Source organism: Marinimicrobium hydrolyticum, assembly GCF_030848505.1.
Lineage (GTDB): Bacteria > Pseudomonadota > Gammaproteobacteria > Pseudomonadales > Cellvibrionaceae > JAVDDU01.
On sequence record NZ_JAVDDU010000001.1, the window covers coordinates 369,152 to 392,014 of the forward strand.

19 protein-coding genes are annotated in these 22,863 nt (G+C 56.8%); 13 read left to right on the forward strand and 6 right to left on the reverse strand.

Features of this window, described 5'->3' with window-relative positions:
- Positions 1-5 precede the first annotated feature (5 nt).
- Complete coding sequence (locus RBH33_RS01620) at positions 6-1,790, reverse strand: thiamine pyrophosphate-requiring protein (RefSeq protein ID WP_306730374.1); 1,785 nt, start codon at positions 1,788-1,790, stop codon at positions 6-8.
- Positions 1,791-2,170: 380 nt separating this feature from the next.
- Here RBH33_RS01620 and RBH33_RS01625 point away from each other — a divergent pair, with 380 nt between their 5' ends.
- Entirely contained in the window at positions 2,171-2,797 is a 627-nt protein-coding gene (locus RBH33_RS01625; RefSeq protein ID WP_306730375.1) for a DUF3313 family protein, read from the forward strand.
- 55 nt (positions 2,798-2,852) lie between these two features.
- Here the strand turns inward: RBH33_RS01625 and RBH33_RS01630 are convergent, their stop codons facing one another.
- Positions 2,853-3,671, reverse strand: coding sequence for a universal stress protein (locus RBH33_RS01630; protein WP_306730376.1), 819 nt, complete (start codon positions 3,669-3,671; stop codon positions 2,853-2,855).
- Between the two features lie 208 nt (positions 3,672-3,879).
- Between RBH33_RS01630 and RBH33_RS01635 the strand changes: the two genes are divergently transcribed.
- On the forward strand, positions 3,880-4,032 hold the full coding sequence (locus tag RBH33_RS01635) for a hypothetical protein (protein WP_306730377.1): 153 nt from the start codon (positions 3,880-3,882) through the stop codon (positions 4,030-4,032).
- Between the two features lie 21 nt (positions 4,033-4,053).
- Here RBH33_RS01635 and RBH33_RS01640 read toward each other — a convergent pair whose 3' ends face one another.
- From RBH33_RS01640 to pyrC, 3 genes are read right to left on the reverse strand one after another with little or no spacing between them, the layout of a single operon-like run.
- Positions 4,054-4,905 carry a vitamin K epoxide reductase family protein gene (locus tag RBH33_RS01640; RefSeq protein ID WP_306730378.1) on the reverse strand — a complete coding sequence of 284 codons (852 nt, stop codon included), beginning with the start codon at positions 4,903-4,905 and terminating at the stop codon, positions 4,054-4,056.
- A 33-nt stretch (positions 4,906-4,938) separates the two neighbouring features.
- Positions 4,939-5,616 (reverse strand): ribonuclease T, encoded by a 678-nt coding sequence (gene rnt / locus RBH33_RS01645; protein ID WP_306730379.1) that lies wholly within the window; start codon positions 5,614-5,616, stop codon positions 4,939-4,941.
- Positions 5,617-5,629: 13 nt separating this feature from the next.
- Positions 5,630-6,685 carry a dihydroorotase gene (gene pyrC, locus RBH33_RS01650; RefSeq protein WP_306730712.1) on the reverse strand — a complete coding sequence of 352 codons (1,056 nt, stop codon included), beginning with the start codon at positions 6,683-6,685 and terminating at the stop codon, positions 5,630-5,632.
- 119 nt (positions 6,686-6,804) lie between these two features.
- Here pyrC and RBH33_RS01655 point away from each other — a divergent pair, with 119 nt between their 5' ends.
- The 8 genes from RBH33_RS01655 (at position 6,805) to recO (ending at position 15,261) form a co-directional block, all read left to right on the forward strand.
- The gene (locus tag RBH33_RS01655) at positions 6,805-7,716 is read left to right on the forward strand and encodes a flagellar protein MotY (protein WP_306730380.1); all 912 of its coding nucleotides are present in this window, start codon (positions 6,805-6,807) and stop codon (positions 7,714-7,716) included.
- A 131-nt stretch (positions 7,717-7,847) separates the two neighbouring features.
- Positions 7,848-9,242, forward strand: coding sequence for a DegQ family serine endoprotease (locus tag RBH33_RS01660; protein WP_306730381.1), 1,395 nt, complete (start codon positions 7,848-7,850; stop codon positions 9,240-9,242).
- 475 nt (positions 9,243-9,717) lie between these two features.
- On the forward strand, positions 9,718-11,517 hold the full coding sequence (gene lepA, locus RBH33_RS01665) for a translation elongation factor 4 (protein WP_306730382.1): 1,800 nt from the start codon (positions 9,718-9,720) through the stop codon (positions 11,515-11,517).
- Between the two features lie 8 nt (positions 11,518-11,525).
- Entirely contained in the window at positions 11,526-12,407 is an 882-nt protein-coding gene (gene lepB, locus RBH33_RS01670; protein ID WP_306730383.1) for a signal peptidase I, read from the forward strand.
- Positions 12,408-12,473: 66 nt separating this feature from the next.
- Positions 12,474-12,878, forward strand: coding sequence for a DUF4845 domain-containing protein (locus tag RBH33_RS01675; protein WP_306730384.1), 405 nt, complete (start codon positions 12,474-12,476; stop codon positions 12,876-12,878).
- A gap of 26 nt (positions 12,879-12,904) precedes the next feature.
- Complete coding sequence (rnc, locus tag RBH33_RS01680) at positions 12,905-13,582, forward strand: ribonuclease III (RefSeq protein ID WP_306730385.1); 678 nt, start codon at positions 12,905-12,907, stop codon at positions 13,580-13,582.
- Between the two features lie 50 nt (positions 13,583-13,632).
- A complete protein-coding gene (era, locus tag RBH33_RS01685) occupies positions 13,633-14,535 on the forward strand; it encodes a GTPase Era (RefSeq protein WP_306730386.1) in 903 nt (300 codons plus the stop codon).
- Positions 14,536-14,544: 9 nt separating this feature from the next.
- A complete protein-coding gene (gene recO, locus RBH33_RS01690) occupies positions 14,545-15,261 on the forward strand; it encodes a DNA repair protein RecO (protein WP_306730387.1) in 717 nt (238 codons plus the stop codon).
- A 21-nt stretch (positions 15,262-15,282) separates the two neighbouring features.
- Here the strand turns inward: recO and RBH33_RS01695 are convergent, their stop codons facing one another.
- A complete protein-coding gene (locus RBH33_RS01695; protein WP_306730388.1) occupies positions 15,283-18,084 on the reverse strand; it encodes a response regulator in 2,802 nt (933 codons plus the stop codon).
- 110 nt (positions 18,085-18,194) lie between these two features.
- Here RBH33_RS01695 and cysM point away from each other — a divergent pair, with 110 nt between their 5' ends.
- Genes cysM through relA form a run of 3 tightly spaced genes read left to right on the forward strand, consistent with a single transcriptional unit; the run spans position 18,195 to position 22,753 of the window.
- Entirely contained in the window at positions 18,195-19,085 is an 891-nt protein-coding gene (gene cysM / locus RBH33_RS01700; RefSeq protein WP_306730389.1) for a cysteine synthase CysM, read from the forward strand.
- A complete protein-coding gene (gene rlmD, locus RBH33_RS01705; RefSeq protein WP_306730390.1) occupies positions 19,039-20,451 on the forward strand; it encodes a 23S rRNA (uracil(1939)-C(5))-methyltransferase RlmD in 1,413 nt (470 codons plus the stop codon). Before cysM ends, rlmD begins: the two co-directional genes overlap by 47 nt.
- 58 nt (positions 20,452-20,509) lie before the next feature.
- Positions 20,510-22,753, forward strand: a complete 2,244-nt coding sequence (gene relA, locus RBH33_RS01710; protein WP_306730391.1) for a GTP diphosphokinase — start codon at positions 20,510-20,512, stop codon at positions 22,751-22,753.
- Positions 22,754-22,863 lie beyond the last annotated feature (110 nt).

Below are 22,863 nucleotides of genomic sequence, written 5' to 3' on the forward strand. Positions count from 1 at the left end.
GTCACTCAGCGCCGGACGTTTAACCCAGAGAAAAACTGTTTGGTACTTTGTTTGATGATGCCCCACTGGTCCGGGTCCACCTTGGACAGTGCGCCCAGATAAGACGTGGCTTGATCCAGTGTGATATGCGGCGGCATAGGCGGCACATTGGGGTCGGTAATAAACTCAATCACCACCGGGCGATCCGCGGCCAAGGCTTCATCCCAAGCGCGTCCGATATCGTTGGGGTCATCCACATGAATATCCTTGAACCCCAACAGGCGGCCGTATTCCGCGTAGGGAAAGTCGATGACGTCCTGTGCGGTCGGGTATTTGGGGTCACCGGCCAGGGCTCGTTGCTCCCAAGTCACTTGATTCAAGTCGTGGTTGACCAACACCATGATGATGAAACTGGGGTTTTGCCAGCGCCGCCAATACTGCATCACCGTAACCAGTTCAGCGTTGCCGTTCATCTGCATAGCACCGTCACCCACCATGGCAATGACCGGTCGATCCGGGTGCGCCATCTTAGCGGCAATGGCGTAAGGTACGCCGCTGCCCATGCTAGCGAGTTTGCCTGACAGCGAGCCCATCATGCCGCGTTGCATGCGAATATTGCGCGCGTACCAATTGGTGTGAGAGCCGCTGTCGCCACACAAAATGGTGTTGGACTGCAGGCGCGGCGACAATTCCGAGAACACCCGTTGCGGGTTGATGGGGTCGGCGTCTTCCATGGCTTTCTCTTCCACGTCGATCCACCAATCGGAAACATTTTTCTCCACGGTTTTTCGCCAGGAGCGATCCGGTTTGTAATTAAGCAGCGGCATGAGTCGGCGTAACGTTTCAGCGCTGTCCCCGATGAGATTGACTTCCGTGGGGTAGCGGAGCCCGACGTTGCGCGGATCAAGGTCAATCTGCACGGCCCGGGCAGCGCCGTCCTTGGGTAGAAACTCAGAGTAGGGGAAGGTGGTGCCGACCATTAGTAAGGTGTCGCAGTTGGACATCAGTTCCCAACTGGCCTTGGTGCCCAACAAACCAATGGAGCCGGTAACAAAGGGCAGGTTGTCCGGTAGCACCGCTTTGCCCAGTAGGGCTTTGGCAGCCCCGGCGCCGAGAATTTCGCACACCTCGATCACTTCGTCGGTGGCGGACAGGGCGCCGGCGCCCACCAATAAGGCCACTTTTTTCCCGGCATTGAGCACTTCCGCCGCCGCGTGTAACTCCGCTTCCGATGGTACTGGGTGCTGGGGTGCAGGGCTGGCGCTGGAGTAGTTACTGCCGTGAGTGCGGGGTGGCGAAGGGACGGCTTTCATCATCTGCACATCATTGGGAATGATGATGCAGGTAACCGCGCGTTCGGCCGCGGCGATGCGCACAGCGCGGTCAATTACGTGCCGGGCCTGCGACGGCTCGGTAATCATTTGGCAGTAACTGCATACGTCCGCAAACACCGTTTGCAGTGCCACTTCTTGTTGAAAGTCGCTGCCCAAAGAGCTGGCGGATTGCTGGCCAACAATTGCCACTACGGGCACATGGTCCCCTTTGGCGTCGTACAAACCAGCGAGCAAATGCAAAGCCCCCGGTCCCGACGTGGCCATGCACACACCCACTTCGCCTGTGAACTTGGCGTGTCCGCCAGCCATAAAGGCGGACATTTCTTCGTGCCGGACGCGCACGTAATCGAAGCGATCTTCCGCTCGATCCATAGCGCCCATGAGACCATTGATACCGTCGCCGGGATAACCAAAGATGCGCTTGATGCCCCAGTCCGTGAGTCGACTTAGAATGAAATCCCCCACTGTGTTCGCCATACCTATCTCCTTTCGTAATCGATCGGGCGCAATCGCTGTCTGGCCAGCACCGGCGCTATGTCGGACGGGTCTGCCGACATGGCCATATCGGTGCCGGAAAAACCAGTGGCGAGGCCAATCCGTTTACAGGACCCTGTAAAACTCGACGTTGGGGGATAGGCAAAGTTCCCCAGCTGGCGCCGGGGTGCTCGTGTGCAACAACTGGATCATTTTTTTTGTTCAAGGCGTAAAGCGCAACGATTGGTTGCCCAATGGAGTGAACGCTACCGTGTAGAGTACGCAACCAGAGTTCAGTCTGTGGCAGAATGCCCAAGGCAATATGACCTGCCCTTGCAAACAGCGATTACCCGCCTGCCGAGGGCTTTAGTGCGAGGAACACTATGAAACTGACGATGTTGATTTGGCTGTTCGCGGCCGCAGTCTTGACCGGCTGCGCCACTGCTCCGGAACCAGTGCCGCCTGAGACTGAAGCGGATGGCGTAACGGTGGATGATTACTTATTGGACGGCGTTTTTGTGGCTCCCGGAGCGGACTTTTCGGCCTATAACCGCTTGCTGGTGACTGATTTAAATTTGGAGGACTGGCGACCACCCGGTCGGGATCTGCCGTTGGGCGCAATGAATCGAAATGATCGGGAGTTTTTTCGCCAGGAATACGTTGGCGCTTTGGTGCACCACCTGGTGGCGGACGGAGCCTATGAGCTGGCGTTGGAACCCGGCAACGATGTCTTGCAAGTGGATGCCAGCCTACATCAAACCACCCTGAGCCAAGAGGCCAGTGAGCAGATGGGTGTGACAGACCCCAGAGACATGGCAGTGATTGTACTCAGTATAGAGCTTTATGATTCCGTATCTGGTCGCTTGCTGGCCACGGTAACCGATCGGCAGCCTTTGGGGCGCGGCGCAAATCACGGCAGCAGTCCGCTCACGCCCATGCAAGTGCGGCGTGCGTTTTCTGAGTGGATGCACTATTTACGGGAAGAGTTGGACGAATTGCGGGAAGGTTAAGCTGGGTGGCGAGATGTGTGACGCGGACCCTATGGTCCGCGTCACAGTGTGTCGCTTATTCGTGGTTGATGACCATAACGTCGTCATCCAAAGCGGCAATCAGACGCTCGGCGGTATTGCCCCGGCGCGTCGTAGTCATACCGTTTTGGCCCAGAGTACCTATAACCACCAGGTCCGCCCCGATGTCATCGGCGACGTCGGCCACCACATCGGAGGTATAACCGTTCTTGACGTGGATCCGGTCGGTCGCCAACCCAGTGTCCCGCACCAGTCGACCTCGGTCCGGATAGCTCATGGAGTCCAAATAACCATTCACCACATGCAGATCCGCGCCGTACACTTCTGCGAAGTGGCGGGCCTGTTCGAGAATCAACTTGTTCAGTTCTTTCTGAATGTCCCGCTTGGCCTGGAAGTTCACCGCCGCCAGGATGACCTTGCGCTGCTCCTTAGCGGCCGGGCGAATCAAGACTACTGGGCAGGGCGCGCCTTTTAGCAGCTCCCACTTGGATTCGGTAAAGGTAAAACGGCTGTAATTCACTTTGGCGTGCACCGGCAGGTAAATCAGGTCAGAGCCAAAACGCTTGGACGACTGCATGATCGACTTTTGCCATTCGCTCGACCAGGAAACCTCAATCAGATACTCCAATCCGGCGCTTGCAAGAGGCTTCTTAATGGTTTCGTCGAACCAGCTCTGGTCACGGAACAGGTTGTCATTGCTGGCGCGAGTATCCACCGCGTCGCCATCGACCGCGACAAATACATAAATGTAGGGTTTCACTTCATGGAGTGCGGCGGTAATGATGGCGCGCTCCAGCGCAATATGCTGCTCGTCGTTGGGGTCGACAACGACAAAGAGTTTTTGCTGTATGGTCATGATGACTCCTGCTGATTATCCGTACCGATGACGGCCTTAATTGTTATAGCACCCTTTTGGCACCGAACACCGGGCTAGCATAGCAACGAGCAGAGGTTTTTTACAGAGAAAAGTGGTGCGACCTTGCGTTTGTACCCCGCTTCTGTGCTATAGGTAAATAGGTAGCTACTAAAGACGCACCATATCCAGGCAGTAGAAGGAGTGTTGTATGGCGAATGATCAAGGTTGGCAAAGACGGTCTGACGACTGGGTCAAAGCGAGTCACGAATCCCGTAAACGCAAAGAGCAAGCTCGCCGCGAAGCGTTGGCCAACCGCTACCGGCCGCCCGAGCCTCAGGAACAAAAAGCCGCCTATCGATAGAGGCGGCCTTGTGCGGGCGTGTTACTCGTCCCAATCAAAGCCGGAATGGCGGGCTAGCTCCCGGGGTTGCAGCACGCCGATGTGGCGTTCCCCATCAATGATCCAAGTGGGGAAGTTGCGAATATCCGCACGGCTGCACTCCAGTGCCATTCCACCGTGACGGCCATGGGGCGTGCATTCAATATAGGGCAGGTGTTCTTTGGCATCGCCAAACAGGGCGTTTTGCTGCTGGCAGGCGGCGCACCAGGAGGCCCCAAAGTAACGGGCACCGGTTTCATCCAGATGCTGAGCCAACGAAGTGAGCCGGTCATCCGGCGGCGTTGATAAGAGTGCGTCGTAATTGTAGTAAAAGTGCAGGGCACCCACTACGAGCACCGCGACGACTCCGCGATTGAGCAACCAGTTGGTCCAACTGGTCCCCGGAGCCTGGGTTGGCCGCTTAACCGTTAAAAGGGTGAAAATTGCGCCGATAATGGCCAAAGACGCTAGGCACCAGAGGCACACAGCGCTCAATTGCCAGAGTCCTATCACCGTCAAATAGAGGCTAATGGCCAGTGCGATTAACGCCAGAGTCCAGAGCCTTCTCCAGTCTTTCAGGCGCTGCGTACCCCGCCACGCCAACCCGGCCATCAAGCCGTAGAGTAGAAAGCCCCAAAACGCTAGGGGTAAGCCCATCACCTGTGACCAACGGCTTTGCTGAATCACGTCGCAACCGGATTCCGGGCCGCACAAAATCGCACCACCGCCTCCGAGCCATGCGAGAACGCTCAAGTAGGCGGTCAACGCCATGCCAATTAAAGCTAAACCCAGCACCGGCCAATTAGGGGTGCTTGGGGCGGGAGTTTTGCGTTTCGGGTTGCGGGCTTTGGCCATGGCGAGTTGCTCAGGTGCTGTATTAAGAGTGACTTATTCCGGCGCTTCATCATCCAGTGCATCGACCGGGCTCGGCATCCAGCCACCCAACTCGCGCCAGCGATTGACAATATAGCAGAAGAGCTCGGCGGTCTTTTCGGCGTCATAGGCGGCCGAATGGGCTTCGCTGTTACTAAAATCGATGTTGGCTGCTTGGCAGGCTTTGGCCAGCACGGTTTGGCCGAAGGCGAGCCCGCTCAGGGTGGCGGTATCAAAACAGGAAAAGGGGTGGAATGGGTTTCGTTTGAGGTCACAGCGGGCCACAGCGGCGTTGAGAAAGCCCAGATCAAAGTGGGCGTTGTGGCCGACCATTACGGCTCGGGTGCAACCGTTGTCGCGCACGGAGCGGCGAATCGCCTGAAACAGGTCGTTCATCACCATCACTTCGGGCTCAGCGCAACGCTCCGGGTTATCCAGGTCTATGCCGGTAAAATCCAGCGCAGCTTGCTCGATATTGGCGCCTTCGAAGGGGTCTACGTGGAAATCAAAGGTTTCTTTGCGGCGCAGATAGCCTTCGTCGTCCATATAAAGCGTGACCGCAGCAATTTCCAGTAGCGCATCGGTGCCGGAGTTAAAGCCACCGGTTTCCACATCCACGACGACGGGTAGAAAGCCACGGAATCGTGCCGCCAGCGGAGACGTGGGGTCCTTCGGGGTTTCGGGGGGATTCACAATCAAAAAAACCTTATCTGTTGTCTTGGGGGTTGGACGCAACTTGCCATGCCAGTGTTTCTCCGGCCGCCAGAGGCGTTAAGCCGGAAGCCTCGTCCAGGGTTAGCTGCTCTGGTATTACCCAGGGCCGCTTTACCAGGGTGATGTGGTCGGTATTGCGCGGTAGTTGATAAAAGTCCGGGCCAAAGTGGCTGGCAAACGCTTCCAGCTTGTCCAGAGCTCCGGCGTCTTCAAATACTTGAGCGTAGAACTCGATAGCGGCATGAGCGGTGTAGCTGCCAGCGCAGCCGCAGGCGCTTTCCTTTTTGTGGCGCGCGTGCGGTGCTGAATCCGTGCCCAGGAAAAAGCGGGGATTGCCGCTAGTGGCCGCGGCTATCAGAGCCGCCTGGTGGGTATTGCGTTTAAGAATGGGTAGGCAGTAATAATGAGGGCGGATGCCGCCCGCCAGCATATGGTTGCGGTTGTACAGCAAGTGGTGCGCTGTGATGGTGGCGGCCACATTGTCACCAGCAGCGGCGACGAAGTCGGCTGAGTCTTTTGTAGTGATGTGCTCCAGCACCATGCGCAACGCCGGAAAGTCTCGGGTGAGCGGTGCAAAGTGACGCTCCAAAAAGACCTTCTCTCGGTCAAAAATATCGATGTCCGAGTCCGTGACTTCACCGTGCAGTAAGAACTTCATGCCTTCCTTTTGCATGGCTTCCAAGGCCGGGTAGAGCTTGGCCAGTTGGGTAACTCCAGAGTCCGAGTTGGTGGTCGCTCCGGCCGGGTACAGCTTACAGGCCACAACGCCAGCTTCTTGAGCGCGTTTAATGTCTTCTGGGCGAGTGTTGTCGGTCAGGTAGAGCACCATCAAAGGCTCAAATTGGCTTCCCGGCGGCCGGGCTGCGAGGATTCTGTCTCGATACGCCAGAGCCTGCTCGGCGTTAATTACGGGCGGAACCAGATTCGGCATAACGATGGCCCGGCCAAAGTAGCGAGCGACATCGCCTACGGTTCGGGGTAGAGAGCTTCCGTCACGCAGGTGAATGTGCCAGTCGTCGGGGCGGGTGAGGGTCAATTGCTGGGGCATGGCCTGAGGGATCACTTGGCTGATGGCTGAAATGGAAACCCGCATGCTAACAAAATTGCCGCTAAAGCGCAGCCGCTTCGGGCCGATACCCTGAGTATGAATACGACCGGGGAAAAAGCATGAGCCTATTCTGGTGCCGAAGCTTGCGCCGGATACCGTTGTTGGCACTAGGCGCAAGCCTGGTGGCTGCACCGGTTTGGGGAGCGACTTTTGAATCCACCATGGCGGATGCCGCCTGGCAGCTGGAATCCTCCCAGTTTGAGTGCCGTTTGTCGCAAGCGATTCCACTCTATGGTGCGGCGGTCTTTTCCCGGCGCGCCGGGGAGGAGCAGAGCTTTTACCTGCGCCAGGACAGTCGCCAATTAGCGCCTGGGGAGGCGCGGCTAGAAGTACAGAACCCGCTGTGGGAAGAGATTCCGGGGAGTCGGGAGCTGGGTCGAGTGGATGTGGTGGAGGGCGAACGGCCGGTGCAGCTCGATTGGCGCGACTCTCAGCAGTTGATGGCCACCCTGCAAAGCGGAAAGCGTTTAGTATTCGCCCGGCAGGCTTGGTATGGTGAGGATACTCAAGTCCGCATCATGGTAGAGCCGGTGAGCTTTCGTCCCGCCCTTGAGCGTTTCCACCGCTGCCAGGCCGGCCTTCTGCCGGTAAACTACGATCAGATTGCACGCACGGCCTTGTACTTTCAATTGGGGCAGGACGAGTTGCCCGACGAAGAGCTTGAAAAGTTGGAACAATTGGCCCTTTACGCCCGAGCAGACGACGCAGTAACCCGTATTTTTATCGATGGTCATACCGACGCCATGGGTTTGCGCGCCGACAATTTGGAGTTGTCCCGGCAGCGCGCTGAGTGGGTGGCGCAATATCTGATGGACCGAGACGTGCCAGAGTCGATGATTACCGTCCGGTGGCATGGCGAGCGCTACCCGGTCGCCAGCAACCATACCCCCGAAGGTCGCCACCAGAACCGTCGCGTCACACTCAGAGTGGACCGCGCCGACGAACGCCTGAACGCCTCCCGCCAGCCCTGACGCGGCTTGAAATCGGGAATTTATCCCCCATCCTTAAGTCCAACAAGATCCCACAGCTAATTAGCCGATGGTTAGCTGTCGATCAAGTATTCGCATCACCCAAACACGTAAAGCGCTTAGGAGAGGAATGCATGGGTAGACCCGGTGTTAAAACTGTGGCCCTGACGGCCTTGTGGAGTTTGTTGCTGATGGCTTTGGCTGCCCAGGCTCAAGCGTTACCCGATTTCACAGATCTAATCGAAGAACACTCACCCGCTGTAGTTAAAATCACTGTCCGTGGCAGCGTCACCGCGCAAGAGCGCAGACAGATGCCGGAAGAACAAATCCCCGAAATGTTTCGCGAGTTTTTTGAGCGTCACTCCCCTCCCGAGCGGGACTTTCACTCCATGGGCTCTGGTTTTATCGTATCCGAAGACGGTTATGTGATTACCAATAATCACGTAGTGGATCGCGCCGACGAAATCGTTGTGCGCCTCCTGGACCGGCGGGAGTTTCACGCCGAGGTGGTGGGCTCTGACCCGCGCTCAGACTTGGCGCTGTTGAAAATCGATGCAGAAGATTTACCTACGCTGCGTTTTGCGGAACCTGACAGTGTTCGCGTCGGCGAATGGGTACTGGCGATAGGCTCTCCCTTTGGTCTCGATTATTCCGCCAGTGTTGGCATAGTGAGCGCTATCGGACGCAGCATTCCCGGGCAACGCCAAGAGAGCTATGTGCCGTTTATTCAAACTGACGTGGCGATCAATCCCGGTAACTCCGGCGGTCCCTTGTTTAATCTGGATGGCGAAGTGGTGGGAATTAACGCCCAGATTTTTACCCGCACGGGAGGCTCCATTGGCCTGTCGTTTGCGGTGCCAGCCGAACTGGCTCAGGAAGTCATTGCACAATTGCGTGAAACCGGGCGCGTGGAGCGCGGTTGGTTGGGGGTGGTGATTCAGGACCTGGACCGCGACTTGGCTCGATCTCTGGGCTTAGACCGGGCAGGCGGCGCGCTGATTTCTCAGGTTCAGCCCGACAGTCCGGCCGCCAACGCCGGCCTGAGTGTGGGCGATGTGATTGTGGAATTTGATGGCACGCGTGTACGCAGTTCAGGAGATTTGCCGCCGATGGTCGGGCGTACCCGACCCAACACAGAGGTGCCGGTTACGCTGGTACGCCGTGGTGACCGAATGACCTTGGATGTCGAGGTTGGACGGTTGCCCGACCGTGAGGAGCGGGACACGCCAGAGCCGCCACAGGAGCCAGAAGTGGCTTCGGATCGACTCGGTTTGGTGGTGGAACCTTTGGATGAATTTGCATCCGAACCAGGTGTGGCGGTGAGTGAAGTAGACCCGGATGGGCCGGCCGCAGAAGCGGGTTTGCGCCAAGGTGATGTGATTACCCAGTTGGGCTTTGAGGCCATTGATTCGGTTGACAGCTATAGCGCTCAGGTGGCCGAGTTAGAGGAGGGGGAAAACGTCGCGGTGCGCTTTTTACGCGACGGTAAGCCGTCTTTCCGGACCATTCGGGTAGGGCCGGCTGATTGACCGCCTAACCGGTTGGTTCGCCTGGCTAATATTGAAACGATCCTTGCTGTCGTGACGATTAGTGCTGCGGAGCGGGAGGAAAGGATACCCTGCGTTTCGAGACACGCTGTACATACGTCCCTGTACGCTCCGCGTCGGCTTCCTGCCTCCGAGGGTCTCAAAACGCAGGGTATCCTTTCCTCTGGTAGTGAGGTGCGCTTCGAGACACGCTTTGACTAACGAATGCATGGCCTCAGGAGATAGGGCGAAGCAGGATGCCAGTGACTCGCCCATGTACGCTCCGCTTCTGCTTCCTGCCCCCGAGGGTCTCAAAATGCAGGGCATCCTTCCCTAGGCGATCCAGTGGCACCCAGAAGGACCCCAATCTCTGGGCCCCATGGCGGGGGGTCGACAAATAAGCTAAACTGGCCGCCTTATTTTGGCGGCCGGTTTAGTGGCCGCATTTTCCACTTCTGACACAAGTACCCGACGCCCAGTGACCGATCTCAGCCACATTCGCAATTTTTCCATCATCGCCCATATCGACCACGGCAAATCCACCATCGCCGACCGCTTTATCCGTCTCTGTGGCGGCTTAAGTGATCGCGAGATGAGCGAGCAGGTGCTCGACTCCATGGATCTGGAGCGGGAGCGGGGCATTACCATCAAAGCCCAAAGTGTGACCCTTCACTACAAGGCGCGGGATGGGAAAACCTACCAGCTCAATTTTATTGATACTCCGGGCCATGTGGACTTCTCCTACGAGGTGTCCCGCTCGCTGTCGGCCTGTGAAGGTGCGCTTCTCGTGGTGGATGCCGGCCAAGGTGTGGAGGCTCAGTCGGTTGCCAATTGTTACACGGCCATTGAACAAGGCCTGGAAGTCATCCCGGTTCTGAACAAAATGGACCTGCCTCAGGCTGAGCCGGAACGCGTTGCGCAGGAAATTGAAGACATTATCGGTATCGAAGCCATGGACGCGGTGCGCTGTAGTGCCAAGTCCGGTGAAGGTATCGAAGACGTTTTGGAAGAACTGGTGCGCTTGGTGCCGCCGCCCGAAGGCGACGTGGATGCACCCTTGCAAGCACTGATCATTGACTCCTGGTTCGACAAATACATGGGTGTTGTGTCTTTGGTGCGGGTCCGGCAAGGCCGCCTGTGTGTGAAAGACAAAATCATTACCAAGTCTATCGGCAAGGCGCATGTGGTGGACAGCGTCGGGGTATTCAGCCCCAAGCTCACCAAATTGAAAGAACTGAAGGCCGGTGAAGTGGGCTTTGTTATTGCCGGCGTCAAAGAGATTCTGGGTGCACCTGTGGGCGATACCCTGACCCATGTGCACACTCCGGACGTACCGGCCGTGCCCGGCTTTAAAAAGGTTAAACCGCAGGTGTACGCGGGTATGTTCCCGGTGGACGGGGACGATTTTGAAAACTTCCGGGATGCTCTGTCCAAATTGACGCTTAACGACGCCTCGTTGTTCTATGAGCCGGAAAGCTCTGACGCGCTGGGTTTCGGTTTCCGCTGTGGTTTCCTGGGCATGCTGCACATGGAAATTATTCAGGAGCGGCTGGAGCGAGAATACGACCTCGACCTGATCACCACGGCACCAACGGTGGTGTACGAAGTGGTCACCAGCCAGGGTGAAACCATTTACGTAGACAATCCCTCGTCCCTGCCGGACCCTGGCATGATCGAGGAAATGCGCGAGCCGATCGTGGAGGCCAACATATTGGTGCCGCACGAACACGTCGGCGCGGTGATTACCCTGTGCAGTGAGCGTCGGGGTATGCAAAAAGACATGCAGTACACCGGCTCGCAAGTGAGCTTGCGTTACGACCTGCCCATGAACGAGGTAGTGCTCGACTTCTTCGACCGCCTGAAATCGGCCAGTCGCGGTTTCGCCTCCTTGGATTACAGTTTTGATCGTTTTGAGCCAGCGCGCTTGGTGCGCCTGGATGTGTTGATTAACGGCGAGAAAGTGGATGCCTTGGCGCTTATCGTGCATCGGGATCAGTCACATCAGATCGGTCGCTCTCTGGTGGAAAAAATGAAGGAGTTGATTCCCCGGCAGATGTTTGATGTGGCAATTCAGGCGGCTATTGGTGGTCAAATCGTTGCGCGCAGCACGGTTAAAGCGTTGCGCAAAAACGTTACCGCAAAGTGCTACGGTGGTGACGCCTCACGTAAGAAGAAGCTGCTGGAAAAACAAAAAGCCGGCAAGAAGCGCATGAAGCAGGTTGGCCGGGTGGATATACCCCAGGAAGCCTTCCTGGCAGTCTTGAAAGTGGATACCTAGGAAACCCGATGAGTAGCATTAACCTGCCTCTGATTCTGACGCTGGCGGTCTTTATTACCGGCTTGATCTGGCTGTACGACATCCTCGTGCTGGCACCCCCGCGCAAACGTCGGTTAGCGGCGATCAGACAGCAGTTTGAAAACGTTAATCTGGACGATGAACACCAAAAACGCGCCTATAACGACGCCCAACTGGTGGCTGCGCGTGAGCCGACGGTGGTGGAGTACTCCAAGTCGTTTTTCCCGGTGTTGCTGCTGGTGTTTGTGCTGCGTTCGTTTATTCTCGAGCCCTTTCAGATTCCCTCCTCATCCATGGAGCCCACTTTGAACGTGGGCGATTTTCTGGTCGTCAACAAGTTCACTTACGGACTGCGACTACCGGTGCTCAATAAGCGTGTGATCCCCGTCAACGATCCCCAGCGTGGGGATGTTATGGTGTTTTTTCCGCCCCATTTGCCGGATACCTATTTCATCAAACGGGTGATTGGGATTCCCGGCGATCACGTGGAGTACATTGACCACGTGCTGACGATCAACGGCCAGCCCGTCGAAGAGGAAACGGTGGCGCTGATGCCTGAGCACAATCCGCAATACCGAGTAGTGCGCGAGACGCTGGGCGACAAGGAGTACACGGTGCACAAAAACCTTACCCCGGGGCGCTACAGCCGCCACGGTTCCTGGGAGGTGCCCGAAGGCCACTATTTCATGATGGGCGACAACCGCGATGCCAGTTTTGATAGCCGGGGCTGGAACGAACTCAATCCAGGCTCGGCGCCGGATCTGGCCTTTGTATCTGAGGACGCTATAGTGGGTAAAGCCGTGGCGGTCTGGATGCATTGGCACCCGGTATTTAGTCTGCCCAGTTTCGAACCTGCGGGCAGAATTCACTAGAGGTGCAGTGCCCACTCTCAGCACTCCCTGCTGGGCCGATATAATAAAACCAGAGGAAACTTGGCCATGAGTACTCTTAAGCTGCAACGCGGCATATCCATGCCGCTCTTGGTTTTGATTATCGCAATCGGTGGTTTTTTTCTGCTCTGTGCATTTAAAGTGGTGCCGATTTATGCGGAAAACCGCTACGTGGTGGCAGCCCTGAATTCCCTGGCCGCGGATCCCGTTCGGCTTCATAGCATGACCCCCCGGGAGATTCGGCAGGAGTTGCTACGGTTTTACGACATCAACAACGTGCGCAGCCCGGGGCCCAGGAACAACATAGAAGTTGAGAAGCGCTCTGGGAACACGATAGTGAACATCAACTACGAGACCCGTGAGCCGCTGGTGTGGAACATCGACCTGGTGCTGAGTTTCGAAAATCAATTGGACAGTGCCAGGCCGGAAGCCTGCTGCAGGCCCGCCGACTAACAGGCCGTTAACAGAGGTTATTATTTGTGTCGCAACGTTTTCAACGCTTGCAGGATTGTTTGGGGTATCGCTTTCGCGATGACGCGCAGTTGGAGTTGGCGTTAACGCATCGCAGCTTCGGCAGCCCAAATAATGAGCGCCTGGAATTTTTGGGAGACTCCATTCTCAATTTTATTATCGGTGAGGCCTTGTACCGGAAGCTTCCCGAGGCGCGTGAAGGGCAATTGAGTCGATTGCGCGCGCAGATGGTCAAAGGGGAAACTCTAGCGGAACTGGCGCACGAGTTTGAGCTGGGTGGTTGCCTGCGCCTGGGTGAAGGCGAGATGAAAAGTGGGGGCCAAAAGCGGGACTCCATTCTGGCCGACGCGGTAGAGGCCATCATCGGGGCTATTTATTTGGAGGCGGGTTTTGACGCTTGCGCTGAACGCGTCAATGCTTGGTACCAGCCCCGGTTAGCGCAGGTATCCCTGGATAAGCCGAGCAAAGACCCAAAAACTGAATTGCAGGAATTCTTGCAAGCCAAGCAACTGCCCCTACCAGACTATCAGGTGGTAGAGGTGGCCGGCCAGGCCCATGCGCACACGTTTACCATTGCTTGCCGAGTGGCACTGCTTAAACAGGCGGTACAGGCTAGCGCAAGCAGTCGGCGAGAGGCGGAAAAGCAAGCGGCCGCTGCCGTATTAGAGAAGTTGCGCGGGCATTAACATCCGTTCCAGCAGTGCATCGTCCCATTCCAAGAACCAAAGGTTTCTCAATGTCTGATACGTCCAAGTCTGCCAGTCGGTGTGGTTATGTGGCCATCGTGGGGCGCCCGAACGTGGGCAAGTCCACGCTGCTCAACCATATGCTTGGGCAGAAAGTCAGTATTACCTCTCGCAAACCCCAAACCACTCGCAACAATGTTCAGGGCATTAAGACTGAGGGCTCAGACCAAATTGTGTTTGTGGACACGCCGGGCTTGCACCTGGGACAAGCTAAGGCCATTAATCGTTACATGAATCGCGCGGCGAGCACGGCCATCAAAGACGTGGATTTAGTAGTGTTTATGGTCGATCGCCTGATATGGACCGACGAGGACGAAATGGTCGCCCAGCAGTTGGAGCATGTCACTTGCCCCATTGTGGTGGCCGTGAACAAGGTCGATCAGGTGGACAATAAAGAGGTATTGCTACCTCACTTGAAAACCTTGTCTGAGCGTTTGCCCAAAGCCGAGATCATGCCCTTGTCGGCGTTGCGCAATACGAATTTGGATCGGCTGGAAGCGCTAATTCTCGATCATTTGCCCGAGGGTGAACATCTCTTCCCCGACGATCAATTGACGGATCGCAGTTCGCGCTTTATGGCGTCCGAAATTGTACGCGAGAAAATTACCCGCCAATTAGGCGACGAGCTGCCTTATCAAATGGCGGTAGAGATCGAAGAGTACAAGCAGGAAGGCAAGGTGCTGCATATCTCCGCCTTGATTTTGGTGGAACGCGACGGCCAAAAGCGCATTTTGATCGGCGACAAAGGCGATCGAATCAAGCAGATTGGTCAGCAAGCACGCGTTGACATGGAAAAGTTGTTTCAGAGCAAGGTGATGCTCAAACTGTGGGTTAAGGTCAAATCCGGCTGGTCCGACGACGAGCGTGCTCTACGCAGTCTTGGCTACGAATAAGGCCGTCCCGTGCGCGTTGAGTTACAGCCGGCGTACGTACTCCATACCCGCCCCTACCGGGACACCAGCATGCTGGTGGAGCTGTTAACGCGTGACCAAGGCAGGGTGGCGGTGGTGGCCAAAGGTGTGCGCGCCGCCAAGAGCCGGCGTCGTGCACTGTTGAATCCTTTCACCGGTCTGTTGGCTTCCTATCAGGGGCGGGGCGGACTCAAATTACTCACTTCAATCGAACCCGATGGCGCGAGCTTCGCGCTGCATGGCGCGGCGCTGTATTGTGGGTTCTACATGAATGAACTGTTACTGCGAGTGCTGGCGGAAACGGACGCCTATCCCTTTTTGTTTCAAAACTATCAGGCAACGCTCATGGCATTGAGTCGTGAAGCACCACTGGAACCCCTGCTACGCCGGTTTGAGTTGAGTGTCTTGGAAGAGCTCGGTTATGGGATCAATCTGACCACGGACGCAACTCACGGAACGCCGTTGATCGCGGACGCCCACTACCAGTTTGATTCTGAACACGGATTTACCCAGGTGGTTTCAAGTTCAATACCGCCACCTGGTGTGCAAGTGTTTTACTCCGGGCGGGACCTTCTGGCCATCGCCGCGGATGATTTTTCCCAGGCAGAAACTCGCCTCGCTGCCAAGCGGCTCACCCGCGCGGCACTTCAGCCTTTGCTGGGTAATAAACCGCTTAAAAGTCGCGAGTTGTTTCGCTCATCCCGTTAGTGATTGCTGGCGTTACAGCCATTATTCGGACAAATCGAACAGGCTGTCTATGTCCCGCTGGTAGCCCCAGCGTAATATTTCCTCAATTTCATTGTGGAGGGCTGTGACCGGAGCGGACAACTGGTCGTACTGCCGGTTCTGCAGTATCTTATCCACAAGACCGCTGATTCGTTTTAAGCGGGGCACGCCGCAATAGCAGCAACTGCCGTACAGCCGGTGCACCAACTCTTCCATTTGTTCAAAGTCTTTGTTGTCGTAAGCGCGATTAATGTCGTTACGTTCCGCGTCGAGATTCTGCAACATCATGACGAGCATATCGCGAGCCAATCCCGCTTTATGGTTGGCGAGCTTTAAACACAGGGCAATGTCAACGGGGCCCGGTTCCGAAGCACTCGGAATTGAGCGCGGCTCGGTATCGGGTGTGCTCGTGTTCGAGGGCTTTGCGACCAGCTCACGTACCTTGCGCCCATTGAGATTGACCCACCGATTAATAATGTGGGCAAGCTGCGCTTCGCTCACGGGTTTGCTGATACAGTCATCCAATCCGGCGATAAGCAATTCCGACTTTTGTTCAGTCATTGAGTGTGCGGTAAGGGCGATGATTGGGGTGCGCTGGGCGCCCGTCGATCTCAAGCGCAGCTCCCGAGTAGTCTCGATGCCATCCATGCCCGGCATTTGAATGTCCATAAAGATAAGGTCGAAGTCCTCGTTGGCGCACACCTCAAGTGCCGCCTGTCCACTGCTTGCTTGCACCACATGGGTATTGAGGCCGCGCAACAACTCACTGGCCAGTTGCAAGTTGGCCGGGTTATCGTCGACTACCAGAATCTTAGCGCTGGTCTCTGTGCCACTGTGCTCGTCATTGCTTGTCTGACTTCTGTTGGCCTTCAAGTCGATATTCATGCGCGGCGCTAAAGCTTCCAAAAGACTGTCATGGGTGACGGGCTTATGGACGAAGGTAAACAGGCTTGTGTCGTTCTGGCCGCGTAGTATTTCCTGATGCGCTGGCGTACAGGCGATCACCAACGCGCAGCCCAGCTCGTCCGTTAATTGTTGGGCTAGGTTATGCAGTAGCTGCGGTCGAATGCGGCGTTCCTCGGGGGCAATATCCAGTAGCACCAAAGAAAAGCCCGTGCAGTTCTCACTGGCGCTGCGCAATTTGGTAAAGATGTCGTGAATGCTTTGTACGCTATCGGTATCCGCTTGCCAAAGTCGCAATAAATGTTCGGCCTGTTGGGCGAAAGCGGCGTTTTCGCTGCATACTAGGACACGCTTGCCGAGCAACGGGCGCTCTTCAGTATCCGGCTGAGTCTTGTCAATACCCAAACGCGCGGTGAACCAGAAACGCGCACCTTGAGAAGCTTCGCTTTCAACACCGATTTCGCCGCCCATCCGCTCAACTAGGCCGCGGCAGATGACCAGGCCGAGCCCGGTGCCACCGTGCTCTCGCGAGCTGGAACTGTCCGCCTGATCAAAAGCCCGGAACAAGCGTGCTTTTTGCTCTTCGGTGAGTCCAATGCCACTATCGGTGACACTGATTTTAATTGTGATCTGATTTTCCTGTCGGCTTAACAGCGCAGCGTGTATGACAATGTTGCCCTTCTGGCTGAACTTGATGGCGTTGCTGACCAAGTTGGCGAGTACTTGTTTTAAACGCAGGGGATCGCCCAGCAAGCGCAGCGGAATTTTGTCATCGACGAGTGTAATTAACTGCAGATTTTTTTCGTGGGCATCCGGCGCCTGGATATGCACCGCTTCTTCCACAACCCGACGCAGTGGTAGGGGCACATAGTCCAGAGTCAGCTTGCCGGCTTCGATTTTTGAAAAGTCCAAAATGTCGTTAATGACCGTGAGCAAATTCTGTGATGAATCGCGAATGGTCTGCAGATAACCGCGCTGTTGATCATCCAACTGAGTTTTCAAAGCCAAATTGGTAAAGCCCAGGATGCCATTCAGGGGGGTGCGGATCTCATGACTGGTATTGGCCAAGAATTCCGACTTGATACGGCTGGCCTCCAGGGCCTCTTTGCGCGCCATGTTCAGTTCGATGTTTTGAACTTCGATGGTTTCCAGCGTCTCGCGCAGATCTTCCATGGATTGATCAATGTGAATCTGCATGTCTTTGTGAGCCTCCTCCAAGGAGGCACCCATGGTGTTCACTGTGTCCGCCAGGTCCTGGAATTCCCGGCACTGTTGCGGCTCGATGCGCCGCCCCAGCTGGCCCTCGGCCATATCGCTTAGCACGCCCTTGATGTCCGCCAGAGGTGTGATGATTTTCCGGTGTAGCCGCAAGGACAGTATGGTGGCCAAGCCAGCGCCCAACAGGGTCAGTATTAGCGCGATCAGGAAGGTTTTGTAGCGCAGCACCAAAAAGGGCGAGGTCAACAGCTCCAATTCCAACCACCCTAGTGGCCGCTCATGGTTGACGTCTACCACCGGGTGGGCGAAGCGGATGGACTTGGGCGTACGTCGCATTTGACGTTGACTCATATCCGCATCGGCGCCTTCCAGGGGAGGCAGCATACTGGCGCCGCTTCGATAGACAATCCCACTTTCTGCTAGGTGTACCTGAACGGCGCGTACATAAGGCTCCTCCAGAGAGGCTTCCAGCAGCGTGGGCAGCATCTCCGCATTGCCGTGAATGAGCGAAACGTGGCTCATATGCGCCAGCTTTTCAGACAGGGCACCACCGCGCATGGTCACAAACTTGTTGAGCTGGGACAGATAGAGGTAGGTAAGACTACCGGCGAGTATCAGGGTGATGGCCAACGCTGGCAGTAAAATAAGTCGCCCGACATCGTGCTTGAGACTGTTCTTGATCATGGGGTGGTGAGTCTGATGTGGCTGGAAGATCCTGTTTTTGTTGGTTTCACCATAGCATATTCGGCGGTAGAATGAGCCTCTTTTGCCGTCCAACCCTGAGGTAAGGCGCTATGAGTTTTCCCACCATCGAGTCCTTTGTGGGCAATACGCCACTGGTGCGGCTGCAGCGTTTGCCCGGCACCACCAGCAACACTCTGCTGGTCAAACTGGAGGGGAATAATCCGGCCGGCTCGGTCAAGGATCGACCAGCTCTGTGGATGATTCAGCGCGCCGAGTCGGAAGGCCTGATCCGCCCCGGCGATACCTTGATTGAAGCCACCAGTGGCAATACGGGCATTGCCCTGGCCATGGTGGCGGCGATCAAGGGCTACCGGATGATTCTGATCATGCCCGAAAGCAGCACTGAGGAGCGCAAAGCCGCCATGACCGCCTATGGGGCGGAACTGATCCTGGTGTCCAAAGAGGAGGGCATGGAAGGTGCACGCGACAGAGCCTTGGCTTTACAAGCCGAGGGTAAAGGGCGGGTGCTGGATCAGTTTGCCAATGCCGCCAACCCGCAGGCCCACTATGAAACGACTGGGCCGGAAATCTGGCAACAAACCGACGGGCGCATCACGCACTTTGTCAGCTCCATGGGTACTACGGGCACCATCATGGGCTGCTCGCGCTATTTTAAGGAACGCAATCCTGACATTCAGATTGTTGGCCTTCAGCCTGACGAGGGGGCGAGTATACCGGGCATTCGCCGTTGGCCCGCCGCTTACCTCCCTAAGATTTACGACGAGTCCCGGGTGGACCGGGTCGTCAATATGTCCCAGGATCTGGCCGAGAACACCATGCGCGCTCTGGCGCGGGAAGAGGGCATTTTCACCGGCGTCTCCTCGGGTGGTGCTGTGGCCGCCGCGTTGCAGTTGAGTCGGGAAGTCACCAACGCTGTGATCGTGGCCATCGTCTGTGATCGTGGTGACCGCTATCTATCTTCGGGGGTGTTCAATCAGTAGGCGTCGTAAAAGCACTCCTTCACGCCAGGGGAGCAGCCGCCGTGGCGCGAGTGCGGCCACCCTCAATACACCCCTGAAGGATCTCGCCATTGAGCGGATCAGCCATGACGGTCGCGGTATCACCCAGTGGCAGGATAAAACTTTGTTCGTGGAAGGCGCGCTGCCCGGTGAGGTGGTGGACGCGCGGGTCTTCAGCAGCCAGTCCCGACTGGCGGAAGCGCGAGTGGAAACCGTACAAGTGGCTGCTCCAGAGCGGACTTCCCCACCGTGCCCTCACTATGATTTGTGCGGCGGCTGCCAATTGCAGCATATTCAACCGGAACACCAGCTGGCCATTAAACAGCGCGCGGTTACCGAGCAAATGGCCCGCTGGGCCAAGTTGACTCCGGAGCGGCTGCTAGCGCCCATCGAATCTCCCTCTGAGGGGTACCGCAGCCGGGCCCGCCTTGGGGTGTGGTATGAGAAGAATGGCTCGGTCACCTTGGGATTCCGCCGCCGACGGAGCCGGGAGTTAACGCCAGTGGATCGGTGTCTGGTGCTAGCACCGGTGTTGCGGCAATTACTGGTGCCTTTGGGGGAGGGCCTGGCGGCCATCGCGAGCCGTCGAGCCATTACCCATGTTGAGCTGCTGCTGGGGGAAGAGGGGCCGGCAGCACTGCTGCGGCAAGTAAAGCCTCTGACGGAGCACAATCTGAGCGTTTTGCGGGCGTTGGCAGCGGAGCAGGGGGTTCAGTTGTGGCTCGACTGTGGTGATGGCGCTCTCAGAGATCTTTCCGGCCAAACCTGTGACCCCCGGCTAAGTTATGACTTGCCCGAGTTTGGGCTCAATTTGGCTTTTCACCCCAATGACTTTACCCAAGTAAACCGGGGCGTTAACCGCCAGATGGTGACGCGGGCAGTGGACCTGCTGCAATTGAAGCCCCAAGATCAGGTAATGGACCTGTTTTGTGGCATCGGCAACTTTACGCTAGCATTGGCCAGCCGCTGTGAGCGGGTCGTGGGCGTGGAGGCCGTGGAAACGATGGTGGCACGCGGGCGGGAGAACGCCGCTCGACAGAGTGTAGACAACGTCCAATTCGTGGCGGGGGATCTGGCTCGCTTGAGTGGCGCGGAATTGCAAAGGCGCTGTGGTAAGGTTTCTGCCCTGCTGCTCGACCCACCGCGCGAAGGGGCGCGGGAAATTCTGACCGGTATCGGGCAACTCGCGCCGGAACGGGTGGTCTACGTCTCCTGCAATCCCGCCACTTTGGCGCGAGATGCCGGATTATTGGCCGAATGCGGTTACCGCTTGCAGTCGCTTGGGGTACTGGATATGTTTCCGCATACGGCTCACGTGGAATCCATGGCGCTGTTTGAGCGCACCTGACAACGAGACAAGGGCCCAGGGTTTAGCCCGGGAGGCCCCGTAGGCATTAGTAGCAAACATGGTAAAAGTCAGAGAAGACCACCCCATTGCCGATGATGGCAATGTCGATATTCGTGCTTGGGTCCAACGGCTCCCGGGTAATGAGAGCCGTGGAGATGAGACTCGGGATGAGTTGCATCGGGCCTGCCAGGCCAGTAGCGCAGCGGATCTCAGTGCCACTCAAGTCGCCCACGGCTGGGGGGCGAGTACCAGTAGTTTCCGCATCGGTTTGGAAATGGCCGAGATTTTGGCGGACTTGCAATTGGATCAAGATACGCTGGTAGCGGCTATCCTGTACCGGGCGGTACGCGAAGAAAAGCTTTCTCTGAGTGAAGTGCAAAAATCCTTCGGCGAGACGGTCGCCAAGCTGATCAAAGGTGTGCTGCGCATGGCTGCCATCAGCTATCAGCGCGGTGAGGAGGATGAGCGCGTATTCGGCCGCCAGTCTGATGAACAGGCCGAGAATATCCGCAAAATGCTGGTGGCCATGGTGGACGACGTGCGCGTGGCCCTGATCAAATTGGCCGAGCGCACCTGCGCCATCCGTGCCGTGAAAACGGCCACCGCCGCGCGCCGTCGTCAGGTGGCACGGGAGGTGGCGGACGTCTATGCGCCTCTGGCGCATCGCTTGGGCATCGGCCACATCAAGTGGGAGCTGGAAGACCTCTCCTTTCGCTACCTGGAACCCATCGACTACAAACGCATTGCCTCGCTGTTGGACGAGCGCCGCCTGGCGCGAGAAGAGTACATCAACACGGTCCTCCAGCAATTGCGCCACGAACTGGTGGTGGCGGACATTCAGGGCGAGGTGACCGGGCGCGCCAAGCACATCTACAGTATTTGGCGGAAGATGCAGCGCAAGGGCATCAGCTTTTCTCAGGTGTACGATATCCGCGCGGTACGCATTTTGGTGCCCACTGTGCGGGATTGTTATACCGCCTTGGGCATTGTACACAGCCTGTGGCGCAATATTCCTCACGAATTCGACGACTACGTGGCCTCTCCCAAAGAGAACGGCTACCGCTCCTTGCATACCGCCGTGATTGGCCCTGAAAACAAAGTGCTGGAAATCCAGATTCGCACTTTCGCCATGCACGAAGAGGCGGAACTGGGCGTGTGCGCGCACTGGCGCTACAAGGGCACGGATCGCGAGGCGAGCGAGAACAGTTACGAGCAGAAAATTGCCTGGTTGCGGCAGGTGCTGGAGTGGCATGACGAGTTGGGCGGGGACAGCCAGCACTTTAAAGAAGACCTGCGTACGGTGGATCAGGATCGCATCTATGTGTTTACCCCTGAAGGGCACGTGGTGGACTTACCCAAAACCGCCACGCCCCTGGATTTTGCCTACCGCATTCACACCGACATTGGCCACCGCTGCCGGGGTGCCAAGGTCAACAACCGTATCGTGCCCCTCAACTACCATCTGAATACCGCCGATCAGGTGGAAATCCTCACCGGTAAGCGCGAAGCGCCCAGCCGGGACTGGCTCTCGCCAGCTCTGGGCTACGTGAACACCGCCCGTGCGCGCGCCAAAGTGCAGCACTGGTTCAAACTCCAGGCTCGGGATCAAAATATCGCTGAAGGGCAGGCGCTTTTGGATCGCGAATTCAAACGTCTGGCGCTGCTGGATTTGGATTTTGAGGCCCTGGCCAAAAAGCTCAATATGAACAGCCTGGACGACCTTTACGCAGCGGTGGGCGCCAGCGACATCGGTGTGGGCCAGGTGCTGAGCGCCGCCCAGCGCTTGTTGGACGCCGCCAACCCGAAAGAACCGGTCATTCCCTTCAAAGCCAAATCGGCTCGCACCAAGAAGGGCTCAGATGTCTTTATCGAAGGCGTAGGCAATTTGTTGACGCAAATCGCCAGCTGCTGCAACCCAGTGCCTGGCGATGCCATCACCGGCTACATTACCGTCGGCCGGGGTGTGTCCATTCACCGCCAGGATTGCAGCAACATACTGCAACTGCAGGCGGACGAGCCCGAGCGCATCATTAAAGTGTCCTGGGGCGAGACGCCGCAGAGCTCCTACTCGGTGGACTTGATCATCGAAGCCTATGATCGTACTGGCCTGTTGCGGGATGTGACCGCCATGTTGGACAGTGAGCACATCAATATCAGTGCCTTACAGACACTTTCGGACAAGCGCAAAAACACTGTGGATATGCTTCTGACGGCCGAAATTCGAAGTATCAACGAGCTGAGTCGCATTTTGACCCGCTTGAATCAGCTACCCAATATTGCGTCGGCGCGCCGCAAACACTAGCCGGCGACTGAACAACCTCGGCTCTGGCTTTCTGTTTCACTGGTGCGGCCAGCCCGCTCCCCTCCTGCATCCGTGTAGTCGTGGGTTGCCGCTGCGGTGTTAACATCGGT